The 15,213-nt window shown below is 73.7% G+C and carries 16 protein-coding genes and 1 pseudogene; 12 read left to right on the top strand and 5 right to left on the bottom strand.

What is annotated here, in order from left to right:
• Nucleotides 1-92 precede the first annotated feature (92 nt).
• The 3 genes from OG218_RS02685 to OG218_RS02675 all read left to right on the top strand — a co-directional run bounded on the left by OG218_RS02685 (nt 93) and on the right by OG218_RS02675 (nt 2,335).
• Nucleotides 93-626: a hypothetical protein gene (locus OG218_RS02685; RefSeq protein ID WP_328291657.1), complete on the top strand. Its 534-nt coding sequence runs from the start codon at nt 93-95 to the stop codon at nt 624-626.
• Nucleotides 627-1,136: 510 nt separating this feature from the next.
• Nucleotides 1,137-1,634 carry an alpha/beta fold hydrolase gene (locus OG218_RS02680; protein WP_328291656.1) on the top strand — a complete coding sequence of 166 codons (498 nt, stop codon included), beginning with the start codon at nt 1,137-1,139 and terminating at the stop codon, nt 1,632-1,634.
• A 23-nt stretch (nt 1,635-1,657) separates the two neighbouring features.
• Nucleotides 1,658-2,335 carry an esterase/lipase family protein gene (locus tag OG218_RS02675; protein ID WP_328291655.1) on the top strand — a complete coding sequence of 226 codons (678 nt, stop codon included), beginning with the start codon at nt 1,658-1,660 and terminating at the stop codon, nt 2,333-2,335.
• 657 nt (nt 2,336-2,992) lie between these two features.
• Here OG218_RS02675 and OG218_RS02670 read toward each other — a convergent pair.
• Nucleotides 2,993-4,516, bottom strand: a complete 1,524-nt coding sequence (locus OG218_RS02670; RefSeq protein WP_328291654.1) for a GDSL-type esterase/lipase family protein — start codon at nt 4,514-4,516, stop codon at nt 2,993-2,995.
• Nucleotides 4,517-4,684: 168 nt separating this feature from the next.
• Here OG218_RS02670 and OG218_RS02665 point away from each other — a divergent pair, with 168 nt between their 5' ends.
• Nucleotides 4,685-5,425 carry a VIT1/CCC1 transporter family protein gene (locus tag OG218_RS02665; protein ID WP_328291653.1) on the top strand — a complete coding sequence of 247 codons (741 nt, stop codon included), beginning with the start codon at nt 4,685-4,687 and terminating at the stop codon, nt 5,423-5,425.
• On the opposite strand, the gene OG218_RS02660 is transcribed toward OG218_RS02665, so the two are convergent.
• Together OG218_RS02660 and OG218_RS02655 are read right to left on the bottom strand one after the other, a co-directional pair.
• Entirely contained in the window at nt 5,402-6,451 is a 1,050-nt protein-coding gene (locus OG218_RS02660) for a M56 family metallopeptidase (RefSeq protein WP_328291652.1), read from the bottom strand. The two genes, OG218_RS02665 and OG218_RS02660, sit on opposite strands and share 24 nt — an antisense overlap.
• A 5-nt stretch (nt 6,452-6,456) precedes the next feature.
• Nucleotides 6,457-6,843: a BlaI/MecI/CopY family transcriptional regulator gene (locus OG218_RS02655; protein ID WP_328291651.1), complete on the bottom strand. Its 387-nt coding sequence runs from the start codon at nt 6,841-6,843 to the stop codon at nt 6,457-6,459.
• 137 nt (nt 6,844-6,980) lie between these two features.
• Between OG218_RS02655 and OG218_RS02650 the strand changes: the two genes are divergently transcribed.
• Together OG218_RS02650 and OG218_RS02645 are read left to right on the top strand one after the other, a co-directional pair.
• Nucleotides 6,981-7,502: a DUF2231 domain-containing protein gene (locus tag OG218_RS02650; protein WP_328291650.1), complete on the top strand. Its 522-nt coding sequence runs from the start codon at nt 6,981-6,983 to the stop codon at nt 7,500-7,502.
• Nucleotides 7,503-7,553: 51 nt separating this feature from the next.
• Nucleotides 7,554-8,381, top strand: a complete 828-nt coding sequence (locus tag OG218_RS02645; RefSeq protein ID WP_328291649.1) for an undecaprenyl-diphosphate phosphatase — start codon at nt 7,554-7,556, stop codon at nt 8,379-8,381.
• A gap of 79 nt (nt 8,382-8,460) precedes the next feature.
• On the opposite strand, the gene OG218_RS26540 is transcribed toward OG218_RS02645, so the two are convergent.
• Both OG218_RS26540 and OG218_RS26535 read right to left on the bottom strand, forming a co-directional pair.
• Nucleotides 8,461-8,811: an MmyB family transcriptional regulator gene (locus OG218_RS26540; protein ID WP_442906354.1), complete on the bottom strand. Its 351-nt coding sequence runs from the start codon at nt 8,809-8,811 to the stop codon at nt 8,461-8,463.
• 283 nt (nt 8,812-9,094) lie between these two features.
• Nucleotides 9,095-9,211, bottom strand: a pseudogene (locus OG218_RS26535) (helix-turn-helix domain-containing protein); the annotation flags it as partial.
• A 164-nt stretch (nt 9,212-9,375) separates the two neighbouring features.
• Here OG218_RS26535 and OG218_RS02635 point away from each other — a divergent pair.
• From OG218_RS02635 to OG218_RS02610, 6 genes are all read left to right on the top strand, one after another.
• Nucleotides 9,376-10,074 (top strand): SDR family NAD(P)-dependent oxidoreductase, encoded by a 699-nt coding sequence (locus OG218_RS02635; RefSeq protein WP_328291648.1) that lies wholly within the window; start codon nt 9,376-9,378, stop codon nt 10,072-10,074.
• Nucleotides 10,075-10,119: 45 nt separating this feature from the next.
• Nucleotides 10,120-10,839, top strand: coding sequence for a ZIP family metal transporter (locus tag OG218_RS02630; protein WP_328291647.1), 720 nt, complete (start codon nt 10,120-10,122; stop codon nt 10,837-10,839).
• Nucleotides 10,840-10,918: 79 nt separating this feature from the next.
• Nucleotides 10,919-12,112: a hypothetical protein gene (locus OG218_RS02625; protein ID WP_328291646.1), complete on the top strand. Its 1,194-nt coding sequence runs from the start codon at nt 10,919-10,921 to the stop codon at nt 12,110-12,112.
• Nucleotides 12,109-13,245, top strand: a complete 1,137-nt coding sequence (locus tag OG218_RS02620) for a Gfo/Idh/MocA family protein (protein WP_328291645.1) — start codon at nt 12,109-12,111, stop codon at nt 13,243-13,245. The genes OG218_RS02625 and OG218_RS02620 overlap by 4 nt, the downstream gene beginning before the upstream one ends.
• 43 nt (nt 13,246-13,288) lie before the next feature.
• Complete coding sequence (locus OG218_RS02615) at nt 13,289-14,101, top strand: hypothetical protein (protein WP_328291644.1); 813 nt, start codon at nt 13,289-13,291, stop codon at nt 14,099-14,101.
• Nucleotides 14,098-15,207 carry a ThiF family adenylyltransferase gene (locus OG218_RS02610; RefSeq protein ID WP_328291643.1) on the top strand — a complete coding sequence of 370 codons (1,110 nt, stop codon included), beginning with the start codon at nt 14,098-14,100 and terminating at the stop codon, nt 15,205-15,207. The genes OG218_RS02615 and OG218_RS02610 overlap by 4 nt, the downstream gene beginning before the upstream one ends.
• Nucleotides 15,208-15,213: the final 6 nt, after the last annotated feature.

Here is a 15,213-nt window from a genome sequence, read left to right as displayed (position 1 = left end):
CTCGTCGGTCAGCGCGGATCTGCTGCATGATCAGGTGACGGCCACGTCACGCAGGTCGTCCACGGTCGCTCGGGTCGTCGAGGAGGTGCCGCATGGATCGCTTCGAGCTCGACGTCCACGCCCCGCAGCTCCCGGCTGACTTCACCGCCGCTGGTGCTTCGTCGACGCTACCGCCTCGTCCACCGGGCCTGCTGGGTGAGCTGCAGGAGATCGTCCTCGGCGTCTTCGCGGACTCCGACGACCTGCTTCCCCTCGACGCGGTCCGGCAGGAGGTGTGGCGGCGACTGCCGGACGACGTGCGCGCCTCCTGGTTGGTGCTGGTGATCGGGGGCAACATCAGTGCCACCCTGGCGCACCTCAGCGATGCGGGTCACCTGATCAGACACCGCAGGGGCTGGAGCAGCAGGCGGTACCAGCTGCGGGCGGAGGAGGCACCACCTGCGCCGGCGTCGCCAGGTCCCCACGACGGTCTCGCCGCCAGCGGCACGGTGCAGCCGGGCAAGACCCCCAGGACCCGCGCGCCCGGCAAGACCCGAAGATCCAGCGAGCCGAACCCCTCGAGCCCGACCCCGCAGAACGGTCACCCTCCGCTGGCCGACGGATGGGAACAGGACCCACTCCTCTGACCTGACCAGCCACACCCCGCGCACCGCTGACGACCGGGGCAAGCCCAGGTTGCAGCAGACCCGGGAGCCGACACCGGTCGGCGCTTGCTCCACTCCGAGCTCACCGGCCGTCCCGTGGTGGATCCCGGCCGAGGGCACCACGTCCCTGGTCACGAAGTGGGGGTCGCGTGGCTCGTACGCCAGCGTGGGCCGATGGGTGGACGCGATGGCCCACGACACGTGGTCAGACGTGGTGACGAGGGCGAAGACACGTCCGGGCTGCTGCTGACGCCGTGCTGGCCTCACCGCTTCGTGGCACAACCCGGCGTGCCCTCCACCGTCGGAGCACCTGCGGTTGCCCGCAGGTCCAACAGCGGCCTTCGACCGCTTCCAGGAGAACCCGTGACGCCCGACGTCCGCCGAAGCCGGTGACGCGTCCCGAGAGCCGTGGCCACTGGGCCTCCTTCTCGGGGTGGACCTCGCAGGCGCTCGCGCGTTTCCTGCGCGAGCAGGACCTGACGGGGGGGGGGCGTGCTGCTGGGGCACTCCCTCGGTGTCCAGGTCGTCGCCGAACTCCTCAGCACCGAACCCGCCGACGTCCGCTGTGCGGTCCTCCTCACCCCCACGACCGATGACGCCGCCCGGAACCGGTTCTCCCAGGCGCGGCGGCTGGCCTGGGACACCTCGGGGGAGCCGTTGAACCTGAAGTTCGTCCAGTTGTTCGCGGCAGCGGCCTGCAGGGCCCGGGTCTGGTGGTGGACGTCGCGGTTCATGCTGGACGAACACATCGAAGACGCCCTCGAGCAGGTGCGGGTTCCCCTGCTGATCGTGCGGGGGGACCGGGATCGGCTGGCCTCGGCCGCGTGGCCGCAACGACTGTCCGCAGCGTGCCTCGAGAGTGCTGTCGCTGAGGTTCCCGGTGCCGGTCACGTCGTCCACTGGTCGCACCCCGCCGAGGTGGCCCGGTTGCGCTGGTGGTGGGGGACACGCGAGTTGGCGACGATGGCGGTGGGGGAGTCCTCGCCGTGAGGCGTCTCGAGATCGTCCGCCGGGTGGGTGCGGATCTGTGGTACGCGCTGAGGTGGGAGGCGAAGAGCCTGCGGCGCAGTGTGTTGGCGCCCAAGTACGGCGCGGGCGGTGGTGGGTCGATCCCGGTCGTCCTGGTTCCCGGTGTCTTCGAGTCCTGGCGCTTCCTGCAGCCGATCATCGATGCCCTGCACGGGGGTGGCCATCCCGTGCACGTCGTGAGCAGTCTCGGGTTCAACAGCGGCGAGATCCCCGAGATGGCTTCCCGGGTGCGCCGCCACGTCGAGGAGAACGGCCTGAGCGGGGGTGGCCGGATCGCCCTGGTGGGGCACAGCAAGGGCGGCCTCATCGGCAAGCAGTTGCTCGCCCACCACAACGGTGACGGCTCGTTCAAGCACCTGGTGGCCGTGAACTCCCCCTTCTCGGGTTCGAGCCTCGCCCGGTTCGTCCCGCTGCGGGCGGTGCGCGTCTTCGCGCCCGTCGGGGAACTGCTGCGGACCCTGACCGCCGTGGAGGACGTCAACCGCTGCATCACCTCGATCTACGCGAAGATCGATCCGAACATCCCCGGCTCCAGTCACCTCCCGGGTGCGGAGAACATCGTCGTCGACACCGTCGGGCCCTTCCGGTTGCTGGCCGATCCCCGGCTGGGTTCGGCCCTGCTCGACGTCCTCGCGTCGGTGGGCCGGACACACCCATCGTGATCGCCGGTGGACGAGCGGATCGCACCGGGAACCCCGGACCGTGGAGCAGCGAGCGGACCAGGACGACGTTCGCCGACGAGCAGGGCGTGGTCGACTCGGACGTCACGTCGCTGGTGCAGCCGGCGAAAAGGGCGCCCGTGGACGTGGCCGCGCGTGGTGGGGGAAACCTCGTGCCCACGTCGGCGGCGGCCCGCGTCCCTGGACGCGGCAGGCTGCTCGCGGTGCTGTCCCTCGACGCGGCGTCGGTCGTCGGTCTGGTCCTCGTGGCCCTGGGAACGCGTTCGCGCCCTTCGGGTGCGGGGTACGGCGATCTCGCGCGCACCGCGGTCGTGAGTCTGGCGCCCGCCGTCGTCGCCGTCGTGCACGAGCAACTTGCTCACCGGCCAAGGGCCATCGGACGCCACGCTGCGCGCGGACCAGTTCTGCTGCTGGTCGCGGGATCGAGCGTGAGCACGGCCGGAGCGGCCCGCGTCCTGAGCGGGTGCAGCTCCCGTCCAGGTCATCGTCGGCGTCTGCGCGCGGTCGGCGTTTCTCTGCTCCTCGGTGGCAACGTCGTCCTCGTGCCGTACCTCGCGGCGCTGCGAGCTCTGCACGGCCGGGAACGGGGCGAGGACGATGTTCGCGGCACCGCGGTCCTCGGCGCGGAGCGCAGCGACGTCAGTGCCCCCACACGCTCGACGTCAGCAGAGCCCACCGCGCGGCGCGACCGGCCTCGTTGGGGTGCACCTCGTCCACGAGGAACTCCGGGTGCGCCGCGACCACACCGGACCAGGCCATGACGTGCAGGTTCGGCCATCGTCGCGTCGCCGCGGCCAGGCGCTCGTTGCGGGCGCGGAAGTAGTCGCCGGTGGCCCGGTCGGTGCCGTTGAACCCGAGGTCGTACCAGTAGACGGGTTTCCCCGCGGCCAGGCCCATGAACCAGTCGATCTTCTGGTCGAAGTAGCCGTTGCCGACGGGCACGTGCCCGCTGGGAACCGGAGCGGTGTCCCCGAGCGGCCACGTCCGGGTCGGGAAGGCCGCCCGGTCGCGCAGGGCGTCGTTGGTGCCCAGACCGAGCACGAGGACGTCGCTGTCGTCGACGGCCCGGCGCAGGTCCACCGTCGCCGTGGGGAGGGGCATCCCCGGCCAGGCGGAGCGGAAGCCCTGGTCCTCGACGAAGGCCTGCATCTCGTCGCTGGTGGAGCCGGGCCAGCCGAAGCAGGCCGCGGTGGCGGCCGGAACGGTGGAGGGAACGGTCTGCGCGGTTCCGCCGCAGGCGCCGTAGGTGATCGAGTCCCCGATGACGGCGACGCGCGGGACGGTGCTCACCCCGACGCGCCCCGTCGCCGCGTCCCAGGTGATGGACCCGAACTGGAAGTCGCTGCGCCGCCCGCCGGGAACGTCGTACTCGTCGCTGGTCGGGTAACCCAGCCGGCCGCCCTCGTAGCCGGTGTCGGCCCACGCGCTCAGGATCGCGCCGCGCACCGTCCGCGCGCCGGTGCGCGCCGTCCAGTAGACGACGCCACCGCTGAACCGCTGCAGCCGCCCGCCGTCGCGGGGCAGGGGGACCTCGCTGGTGAGGGGGAAGCCGAGGGGGGAGTTCTCCCACCCCAGCACCGCCCACTCCTCCCGGATCGCCCCGGCGACGTCGTGCGCGCCGGTGGCGGGGCTCCAGTAGATCGACCCGCCCTGGAAGTGCTGACCGCGGCCACCGCGCACCTCGAACTCGTCGGTGGTGGGGAACCCCAGGGGGGAGTTCTCCCACCCGGCGCTCGCGTACCGGCCCCGGATCGCGCCGTAGAGGGTGTGGGCGCCGGTCGCGGGGCTCCGGTAGAGCGAGCCGTTCTGGAAGGGCTGCGCCGCTCCGCCCCCGTTCACCGGAGCCTCGTTGCCCGTGCACGTGCCCAACGCCGACGAGCGACCGCCCGCGGCCGCGTAGGCCTGGCCGAAGTCCCCGGTGACCAGGCACCCGCTCGGCGGTGCGGCGACCCGGGAGGTGCGCGTGGTGACTCCCAAGGGGGAGGAGGGTTGCGGGGTGGGGTCGCTCGGTCCTGTTCCGGTGGGCACCGGGGTCGCCGTCGCCGCAGGCACCTGCTCGGGCACCTGCGTCGGTGCCGACCCTGCCGCCGACGCCGACACGACCGGGGCCAGCAGGGTCAGGCCCGCGAGGACGAGCACGGACAGGGAGCGACGGGCGAGCATGCCGACCGATCGACACCGTTCACCCGTACGCCACCGGCGGTTGCGCCGAACGGGGGAAGAACCTCACCGCGTCACCCGTCCGGCCCACCCGTCGCTCAAGGACCGCGGGTCGGGCGTCGACGTGGCCCGTGGGTGGCGGTGTCGCGTCTCCGGCGCTTGGCTGGGCCCGTGACCGACGACCTCGCCCGCGCTGCCACCGAGCCGCCCCACACCGGGGAACCGGCCCTGCACCGGGGCAGCCTGGCGTCGCGGTTGAACTGGCTGCGGGCCGGTGTCCTCGGCGCCAACGACGGCATCGTCTCGGTGGCGGGTCTCGTCGTCGGCGTCGCGGGGGCCACCACGGACCGGACGGCGTTGCTCACCGCCGGCGTCGCGGGTCTCGTCGCCGGGGCGCTGTCGATGGCGGCGGGGGAGTACGTGTCGGTCTCGACCCAGCGCGACACCCAGCAGGCCCTGCTCGCCGCGGAACGCCGCGAACTGGCCGAGATGCCTGAGGAGGAACTCGCCGAGCTCACGGCGATCTACGTCGACAAGGGCCTCTCCCGCGCCCTGGCCGAGCAGGTGGCCCTCGAACTGACCGCCCACGACCCCCTGCGCGCCCACGCCGACGCCGAACTCGGCATCGACCCCGACGAGGTCGCGGGCCCCTGGACGGCCGCCGGGACGTCCGCGGCGGCCTTCACCCTCGGGGCCCTCGTCCCCCTGCTGGCCATCCTGCTCACCCCGGTCGCGGTGCGGGTGGCGGCGTGCTTCGTCGCCGTCCTGGTCGCCCTGGCCGTCACGGGCGGAGTCAGCGCCCAGCTCGGCGGGGCCGGGCGGCGCCGGGCGGGTCTGCGCACGGTCCTGGGCGGCGCGCTCGCGATGGCCGTCACCTACGGGATCGGCTCACTGGTGGGTCGCAGCGTCTGAGGGGCGGGTCGCCGCGCCCGAGACCGCGGCCGCGCCGGCCTGGGCGCGGGTGTCGTCCAGGCGGGCGATCGCGCAGTAGCCGGTGACCAGCGAGGTCGTCGAGGCGAGCAGCACGATGGCCACCAGGAGCAGGGTGCCGGACCGCGTGGACCGGCGGCGCTGCGGACGCAGCAGGTACTCCACCCGGTGGACGACGTCACCGCCGGTGGCCGCAGGAGCGGCGGGAGCAGGGGGGCGGCGCTCGCGCGGCACCACCCGGGCCCGCGCCAGGGCGGCGGTCGCGATGGTCCGCGCGGTGAGTTCCTGGTCCGCGACGCAGGCCGCCGCGTCGAGGTCCGCCTGCCGTTCCGCGGCAGCGCGCACGACCTCGGGCACCCCCCGCAGCAACGGGTTCAGCACCGCGCACGACTCCGCGAGCTGGATCCACACCGGGTGCCGGTGGCGCAGGTGGGAGCGCTCGTGCTCGACGAGGACGCGTTGCTGGTCGGGGTCGAGGGCGGCGAGCATCGCGGAGGAGACCACGACCCGTCCGCGCTGACGTGCCCCCGCCACCGGACGCCGCCACCCCGGGAGGGCGAACGCGTCGGGGGAGGCGCTCTCCAGGACGGTCCAGGTCCCCCCGTCGGGGGTGCTGCGGGTGTCCACGTCACGGCAGGCGAGTTCGGCCCGCCACAGGCTGGCGACCACCAGGACGACGTGACGCGCGGTGGCGGCGAGGAGGACGAGCAGCACGAGGGCGACGGGAACGGCCCACCACGAGGACACCCCGGGTTCCGGCAACGCCGTCGGGTGCCACCCACCCCAGTGCGCCAGCCACGACGTGCGGGCCAGGAGGACACCGATCACAACGGTGGCCGCCGTGAGCACGCAGGTCGTCGTCGCGGCGGCCGCGAGCGCGAACAGGACCACCGCCCGTCGCCAGGAGGCCTCCTCGGCCCGCCGGCGGGCCACGACCCGCAGCACCAGCGACCAGGCGAGGCAGAGCGGGAGGAGCACGTCCAACGCGTCGGGCACCGTCGCGAGCACGCGAGTCACATGTCCGTCCGGGGGTTCTCGGCGGCGGTGCGCGTGAGGACCTCCAGCAGGAACTGCTCGTCGTCGGGGTCCAGTTCGGAGACGAACCTCGCGAGGATGTCGGTGCGGCGGCCCTCCCCGTCCAGGAGGCGTCGCATGCTGCGCGCGGCCCGGGCGGAGACGAGCTCGTCCGGCGCCGCCGCCGGTGCGTAGGTGTAGCCGCGCCCCGCCGGTTCGCGCAGCAACGCCCCCTTGGACCACAACCGGGCCATCGTGGTCATGACCGTCGTGTAGGCGGGGTCGTCGTCGAGACGGTCCACCACCTCGGCGACGGACAACGGACGGTCCGCGGTCTGCACCACGGTCAGGACGGCCTCCTCGAGCGCGCCGCGCGATCGCCTCACCACCGGTTGACGCCCCCCTGGTCTCCGTGTCTACTACTGGAGGAATAGTAGTCGACGTCGTCGCGTGCAGCTCCCCACCGGCCCCTCGCCAGTGTGCGGCACACCGCCCCCCGAAGCCGCAGCCCTGGAGGACCCCCGTGCTGGACACCATCAACGGACTCCCCGTCCACCCCCTCGTCGTCCACGCCGTCGTCGTGCTCCTGCCCCTGGCGGTGCTCGGCACGATCCTCGTCGCCGTCCTGCCCCGCTGGCGCGCCCGCTACGGCGGACTCAACGCCCTCGTCGCGGTCATCGCCACCGCCCTCTGCCCGATCGCGACGAGCAGCGGAGAAGCCCTCGAACACCGCGTCGGCGACCCCGGCGCCCACGCCGAACTCGGAGACCAGCTCGTCTGGTTCGCCCTCCCCATGACGCTCCTCGCGATCGTCCTGTGGTGGGTCCAGCGCCGCCACCGCGCCGACGCTGACGACGCAAGGGACCCCGGCGCTCGCGGTCGAGGTCCGCGCGCCGTGCGCGGCCTCGGTTTCGTTGCCGTGCTGTCCGTGGTCGCCGCGATCGCCGCCGGCGTCCAGGTCTACCGGGTCGGCGACTCCGGCGCCGAGGCCGTGTGGGCGGACCAGATGACCAGCGCCCCGGCCCAGGGCGGCAGCGGAGACTGACGCGGACCGTCGAACCGCCACCCGTCGAGAACGATCTGAGGACCGCACCACATGGACATCGCCCAGGCCCTCGTGCTCGGAGTCGTCGAGGGGATCACGGAGTTCCTCCCCGTCTCCAGCACCGGACACCTGACCATCGCCGAACGACTCCTCGGCCTGCGGGTCGACGACCCCGGAGTGACCGCGTTCACCGCGATCATCCAGGTCGGAGCCATCGCCGCCGTCCTGATCTACTTCCGCACCGACATCGTCAGGCTGGTGCGGGCCTGGGTGTCCGGACTCCTGCACCCCACCGCCCGGCGCGACCCGGACTACCGCCTCGCCTGGTTCGTCATCGCGGGTTCCGTCCCCATCGGCATCGTGGGTTTCGCCGCCCGTGACCTCGTCTCGGGTCGCCTCCGCAGCCTCGTCGTCGTCGCCGTCGCCCTCATCGCGTGGAGCGCGGTCATGTACCTCGCGGAACGGCGGGGCAGTCAGCAACGGTCCGAGCGCGACGTCCGGCTCTCCGACGTCCTGGTCATCGGACTCGTCCAGTGCGTCGCCCTGGTCCCCGGGGTCTCGCGGTCGGGGGCCACCATCAGCGCCGCGCTGTTCCGCGGCCTGGACCGCGTCACGGCGACCCGGCTGTCGTTCTTCCTCTCCATCCCGGCGCTGACCGCCGCCGGGGCCTACGAGGCCGCCGGCAGCGCCTCGGACATCAGCGCCAGCGTCGGCTGGACCCCCACGCTCGTCGCGACGCTGGTGAGCCTCGTCGTGGCCTACGCCTCCATCGCCGGGTTGCTCCGCCTCGTCGCCCGCCACCCCATCACGATCTTCATCGGCTACCGGGTCCTCCTCGGCGTCGTGCTGCTCGTGCTCCTGGCGACCGGAGTCCTCTGAGCGGGGAGTGACACGTCGCGCCCGACGCAGGACCCGACGACCCGCTCGACGACCACCGCCCACCCGGCGGCCAGCCCCGCTACTCGCCTGGCGCGTCGACGGCCCCCGTCAACCGCGACAGGCGTTCCGCGTCCCGGCCACCCGCGACGGGGGAGTACACCACCAACCGCACGTCCGACCCCGGGAACTGCACCACGTCACCGTCGAGCACGACCGTCCCCACCTCCGGGTGCTCCACCCGCTTGCGCATCCCGCGGTACCGCGCCGGCCGCGCCGCACCCCACCGCTCCACGAACTCCGGACTCGCCTCCCGCAACGCACCGACCAGGTCCACCAGCTCCGGATCGTCGGGATGCTCCACCAGCGCCACCCGCAGGTCGCCCACGATCGCGTCCCGGAACACCTCCTCCTCCACCGGATCCACCCGCACGTTCGGATTCGGCTGCGTCATCTCGAACCACACCACGTTGCGCGACCGACCCTCCCCCACCCAGCAGCGCCGTCCACGCCGAGTTCCACCGCAACAACCACCAGTCCGCCGAGTAGACGGCCGCCGGCCACTCCCGCAACCGCGACACCACCCGCTCCGCCCCCTCGGGGACCTCGCGGGACAACGCCCCCCGCACCGGAGCCAACCCCGCCGCCCGGTGCAGCAGGTCCGAATCCTCCGCCTCCAGGCGCAACGCCCGCGACAACGCCGCCACCACCGGAGCCGACGGCCGCCTCGCACGCCCCTGCTCCAACTGCACCAGGTAGTCCACCGACACCCCCGCCAACAGCGCGAGCTCCTCACGACGCAACCCCGGCGTCCGGCGCGCGGTGACCACCATCCCGCTCGGCCCCACGTCGCAGCGGTTGCGCAACCCCCGCAACACCGTCCCCAACTCCGCACTCCCGCTCACCCGGGCATCATGCCCGTGAGCCGGGTGGTGCCGGCAGTCCTACCGAGGCACAGCGCCTTCCGCCCCGCAGGACCGACCCGCAAGGTGGCGCCATGGACACCATCACCCTCGTCACCGGCGCCAACAAGGGCATCGGCCGCGAAACCGCCCGACGCCTCGCCGCCACCGGACACACCGTCCTCCTCGGCGCTCGCGACCTCGACCGCGGTCGCTCCGCCGCCGCCGACCTCGGGGTCGACTTCCTGCACCTCGACGTCACCGACCAGGGCAGCGTCGACGCCGCGGCCGCCCGGGTCCGCAGCGAGCACGGTCGCCTGGACGTCCTCGTCAACAACGCCGCCGTCAACACCGGCGTCGCCCCCCTGGAACGGACGACGGCGGAACAGGCCGTGGCGGTCCTGGACACCAACCTGCTCGGGGTCCTGCGCGTCACCAACGCCTTCGTACCCCTCCTCCGGAACTCCGAGCACCCGCGGATCGTCAACGTCTCCTCCACGGTCGGCTCCTTCGCTGCGACGCTGGAGCACGACATGTTCGACTGGGAGGTCGTCCCCCCGATCTACGCCGTCTCCAAGACGGCCCTGACCATGCTGACCCTGAAGTACTCCCGGGCGCTGCCCGGGATCCTCGTCAACGCCGCCGACCCCGGCTACACCGACACCGACCTCAACGACGGCCAGGGGACCCAGACCGTCACCGAGGGCAGCGACGCGATCGTCCGCCTCGCGACCTTGCCCGACGACGGCCCCACCGGGACCTTCGCGAACCGGGAGGGCGCGCTCGCCTGGTGAACCGCACGGACGGCGCCCGGTCCCGTCCCGGGGGACGATCACGAGGTGCTCTCGACCATCGCCCTCTACACCCTGGTCCCGCTCGCGGCGGCCCTGCTCTCCGGCGGCATCGCCGCGGTGCGTGCCCCCGGTCCCCGCCTCACCAGCGGCCTGCAGCACTTCGCCGCGGGTGTCGTCTTCGCGGCCACCGCCATCGAGCTCATCCCCGCCGTGCTCGAACGGTCCCCGTGGGTCGCGGTGGCGGGGTTCGCCGCCGGCATCGCCGTGATGTTCACCTTCCGCCACGTCGGTGCCCGCATCGAACGCGGACGCGCGGCCCGCGGGGCGCTGGGGGTCCCGGTCGGGCTCATCGTCGCGACCGGCATCGACTTCCTCGTCGACGGCGTCATCCTCGGGGCCGGGTTCTCCACCGAGGCCCAGGTCGGCGTCCTGCTCACCGTGGCCCTCGCCGTGGAGTACCTCTTCGTGGGGCTGTCCCTCTCCGCCTCGATCGCGGGAACCCTCCCGACCTTCGTGGTGGCGCTGCTCCCGGCGGTCCTCGCCGTGCTCACCATCGGCGGTGCCCTCGGCGGGGCCGTGCTCCTGGGCGGTGCGTCGCCCGCCCTGCTCGCCGGTGTCCTCGCCTTCGGCGCCGTCGCCTTCATGTACCTGGCCACCGAGGAACTCCTCGTGGAGGCGCACGAGAGCGGCGAGACGAGCGTCGGGAGCGTCGGGTTCTTCGTCGGGTTCCTGGTCTACCTGGTCCTCTCGGAACTCATCTCCTGAGGGTGGCTTGCTGGCCCGGAAGGCCGCCCACTACGGTGCGAGCAAGCGCTTTCCCGACCTGCGACGGAGCCGGATCGACATGACCACCACTGATCGTCTCGGAGTCTTCGACGGGTTGGTGGAGGTCCTCGAGGACTCCTGGCCGCTCTTCGGCGACGACGCACCGACGCCGGCAGAGGTCAGCCGGCGGCTGCGTGCGGTGCTCGGCGTGCCGCGCGTCCCCGGCGTCGCCGAGGCCGACGTCCGCGTCGAGGCCGAGTGGGTCCGCGGCGACCTGTCCGGGCGGGAACTGTCCTGGGACGCCGGGTTCGGGCCCCGCGTGCGCGGCCGGTTGCTGCGACCCCTCGACGGTCCGCAACGGTTGCCGGCCGCGGTGTTCCTGCACTGCCACGGCGGGATGAAGCGGTTCGGGCTGGACAAGCTCGCCGACGGAGCGGACGGCCGGCCCGTCCACCCCTCCCTCGTCGGGGTCCGGGACGCGCTCTACGGCGGCCGGGCCCCCGCCGAGGAACTGGCCCGCCGCGGCCACCTCGTGCTGGTCCACGACGCCTACGGCTGGGGAAGCCGGCGGTTGCCCGTGGCGGCGATGCCCGCCCGCAGCGAAGCCGTCGCCGAACTCGAACTCGCCGCGCGGGAACTGGCCGCCGGGGCACCGCTCGACGAGGCCGCCACCTACGACGTCCACGCCGGCCCGGCCGAGGACGCGATCGCCAAGGCGCTGGGTCTGCTGGGCACGTCGTGGGCGGGGTTGATCGCGCGGGAGGACCTGCTCGCCCTGGACGTCCTCCGCGCCACCGGTGAGGCGCTCGACGGCGTCGCCCTGGTGGGTCTGTCAGGAGGCGGTGCCCGGGCCGCCATCGCCTCCGCGCTGCGACCCACCCCGGAGGACGGCATCGGCCGGGTGGTGGTGGCGGCCATGGTCTCGACGTTGCGGGACGTGCTGGCCGAGCACGTGCACTCCCACACCTGGGCGTTCACGACCCCCGGCCTGGCGCGGGTGGGCGACTGGCCCGACGTCGTCGCGGCCGCCGCGCCCCGTCCGCTGCACGTCCACTACGCCACCCGCGACCGGTTGTTCCCGCGCGAGGGCATGACCCGCGCGGACGAGGTCATCCGTCGTCGCTACAGCGGAGCCGGTGCGGCGCAGGCCTACAGCGCGTCGTTCGCCGACGTGGGGCACTCCTTCGACGCGGCCGCGCAGCAGACGGCGTTCGACTGGCTCGAAACCCCCGGACCCGTCCCGGGTCCCTCGTCCCCGGAGGTAGCACGGTGAACCCCGTCCCCACGATCGCCCTGGCCGGGGTCCACGGCTACGGACACTCCTACCTCGCGCGCCTGCGCCCCCGGATCGCCGCCGGCACGTTCCGCTGGGCCGGCGTCGCGGACCCGCGGCTCGGGGTCGGGGCGCTCCCCGAGGGCCTGCCCGCCGACGTCCCCCGCTACGGCGACCTCGCCGACCTCCTCGCCGAGCAGCGGCCCGACGTCGTCGCCATCGCCACCCCCTTGCACACCCACGCGGACCTCGCGGAACGGGCGCTGCGCAGCGGGGCCGACGTGGTCCTCGAGAAACCCGCGGTGACGGGACTGGGGGAGTTCGCCCACCTCCTCGACCTCGCCCAGGCGGAGGGTCGCAGCGTCCAGGTGGGTTTCCAGTCCCTCGGGTCCGCCGCGCTGGACCACGTCCGTACCCGCGTGGCCGAGGGCCGGATCGGGGAGGTCACCGGTTTCTCCGCGGCGGGGTGCTGGGTGCGTGCCCGCTCCTACTTCACCCGCGCCCCCTGGGCGGGTCGCCGCCGGCTGGGGGAGCGGGTCGTCGCCGACGGCGTCCTCACCAACCCCCTCGCCCACGCGGTGGCGACCGCACTGGCCGTCGCCGGCCGCCAGTCGCTCGAGGACGTGCTCGCCGTCGAAGTGGATCCGTTCCGGGTCAACGACATCGAGACCGACGACACGACGTCCGTCGTCGTCTCGCTGCGCGACTCCCCGGACCTCGTCCTCGCCGCGACGCTGGCGGCGGCCGAACCCGGCGAACCGTTCGTCGTCGTGGAGGGGACCCGCGGCCGGATGACGCTCTACTACACCCTCGACGTGGTCGTGGAGGAACTCCCGGGGCGTCCACCGGCGACGACGCAGCACCCCCGGGTCGACCTGCTCGACGACCTCCTGCGCCACCGCCTGGACGGCCGGCCGCTGCGGTCCCCGCTGGCGTCGGCCGGAGCGTTCACGAGGGTCCTCGACGCGATCGTCAACGGCCCGCGACCCCGGGTCGTGCGACCCGACGCGTTCCGCGTCGTGGAACTGCCCGACGGTGACGAACGGCGCGAACTGCCCGGTGTCGAGGAGGCCGTCCACGAGGCCCTGCGGCGGCGGAGCACGTTCAGCGGGTGCGGGGTCGACTGGACGTGAGCCGTCCGGAGGTCCTGTCGGAGCGGCCCCCTACGGTGACGGCGTGCGCACCTGGGTCGACCTCGCTCTCGCCGTCCTCGCCGCCGCCGCCGGCGCGGCCCTGGCGCTGGACCGCGGCGACATCTGGAACCCCTCGGCCGGCGTGGTCGTCACCCTCGTCGTCCTGACCGCGGTGCTGGCGATCGGTTCCACGGCCGAGCACGTCCTCGCGCGGGCGCTGGACCGGCGTGACGACGCCGACCGCGAACTGCACGACGACCTGCTCTCCGGGGCCCTGTGGGCCGTCGTCGACACGACCGGCGGCCGCCTCGACCCGCGCGACCTCGCCCTCGCCGCCTACCGCGTGCGCCGGCCGTTCCTGCGCCCGCCCCGGCTGGCGCGGGTGCACCGGGTCCGGGCCCGGCGCCGACCGGTGGCGTCCGGGGTGCGGTGGGCGCCCGGCAAGGGCGTCATCGGTGAGTGCGTCGCGACGGGCGCCGTGATCGCGCGCGACGTCAGCGTCCTCGACGCCGCCGGGGAACGGCAGGGACTGACGGTGGAGGAGTTCCGCCGGGTCGTCGGGAAGTACGCCGTGGTGGTCGCCGTCCCGCTCGTCGACGATACGGGAGAGACCTCCCGCGTCACGGGGTGCGTGGCGCTCGACGGGCCGGTCGGTTCCCTCGAGCTCCTGCGCTCACCCGCCGTCCTCGGGGTGCTCGAGGCGACCTCCCGTGCCCTGCAACGGCTCACGGGGTCGGCGCCACCCGCGGTGGGTCAGGGGTTGGACACCGGCGGCGACACGCTGCGCGCCGCCCTGCAACGCCAGGACAGCCCGCCCGAGCGGATCGCCGCGGCGGGAGGGAGGGTTTCCCCGTGACCCCGAACGCGCCTCTCGTGGAACCCGGCCCGCAGCTGACCGACGAGCAACGCGCCCGCTACTCGCGGCACCTGCTGCTCCCCGAGATCGGTGAGGTCGGACAACGGCGGTTGCTGGCCGCCCGGGTCCTCGTCGTCGGCGCCGGCGGTCTCGGGTCCCCGGCGCTGCTCTACCTGGCGGCGGCCGGCTTCGGGACGATCGGCGTCGTCGACGACGACGTCGTCGACGCGTCGAACCTGCAACGCCAGATCGCCCACGGCACACCGGACGTCGGGCGGGCGAAGGTCGACAGCGCGGCCGAGGCCGTGCGACGGCTGAACCCCGGGGTCGTGGTCCGGACCCACCGTGAACGTCTCACCGCGACGAACGCCCTCGACCTGGTGCGCGGCTACGACCTCGTCCTGGACGGCTCCGACACCTTCGCGACGCGGTACCTGGTCAACGACGCGTGCAGCCTGGTGGGTGTGCCCTGGGTGTGGGGTGCGGTCCTGCGCTTCGACGGTCACGTCAGCGTCTTCCACGCCGGGCACGGACCGACCTACCGCGACCTCTTCCCCACGGCCCCGCCACCGGGAACCGTCCCCGGCTGCGGCGAGGCGGGTGTGCTGGGCGGGGTGTGCGGCGCCGTCGCCTCGACCATGGTGACCGAGGCCGTGAAGGTCGTCACCGGCGCCGGCCGGTCGCTGCTGGGGCGGATCCTCGTCCACGACGCGCTCGCGATGACCTGGCGCGAACTGCCGCTGCGCCCCGACCCCCGACGCGAACCCGTCACCGGCCTGGACACGCTGCCCGCGGTGCAGGCGCGGGCGTTGATCGCGACCGTGGGGGGTGCGGCACCGCTGGTCGTCGACGTGCGGGAACCGGTCGAGCACGCCGACTCCGCGATCCCGGGATCGCTCAACGTGCCCCTCGCGGGCGTCCTCGCCGACCCGGGGATCCTGCCCCCGGGACCGCTCGTCCTGCACTGCGAACGCGGGACCCGTTCCGCCCAGGCGCTGAGCGCGGTCCTGGCGACGGGCCGCACCGACGTCGTGCACCTCGAGGGTGGGGTCGTCGCGTGGCGGGCGGCGGGAGGACCGGTGGTGGGCACGGCGAACGCGCTCTGACCCGTG

This window comes from Kineococcus sp. NBC_00420 (assembly GCF_036021035.1).
Classification (GTDB): Bacteria; Actinomycetota; Actinomycetes; order Actinomycetales; family Kineococcaceae; genus Kineococcus.
The sequence above is the reverse complement of the archived record's forward strand: the minus strand, read 5'-3'. Positions and strand labels throughout refer to the sequence as shown.

Bases quoted from the DNA above. Each gene is read 5' to 3' on its own strand.
- OG218_RS02685 (WP_328291657.1), top strand. From the start codon at position 93: ATGGATCGCTTCGAGCTCGACGTCCACGCCCCGCAGCTCCCGGCTGAC.
- OG218_RS02670 (WP_328291654.1), bottom strand. From the start codon at position 4,516: ATGCTCGCCCGTCGCTCCCTGTCCGTGCTCGTCCTCGCGGGCCTGACC.
- OG218_RS02645 (WP_328291649.1), top strand. From the start codon at position 7,554: ATGGACATCGCCCAGGCCCTCGTGCTCGGAGTCGTCGAGGGGATCACG.
- OG218_RS02635 (WP_328291648.1), top strand. From the start codon at position 9,376: ATGGACACCATCACCCTCGTCACCGGCGCCAACAAGGGCATCGGCCGC.
- OG218_RS02625 (WP_328291646.1), top strand. From the start codon at position 10,919: ATGACCACCACTGATCGTCTCGGAGTCTTCGACGGGTTGGTGGAGGTC.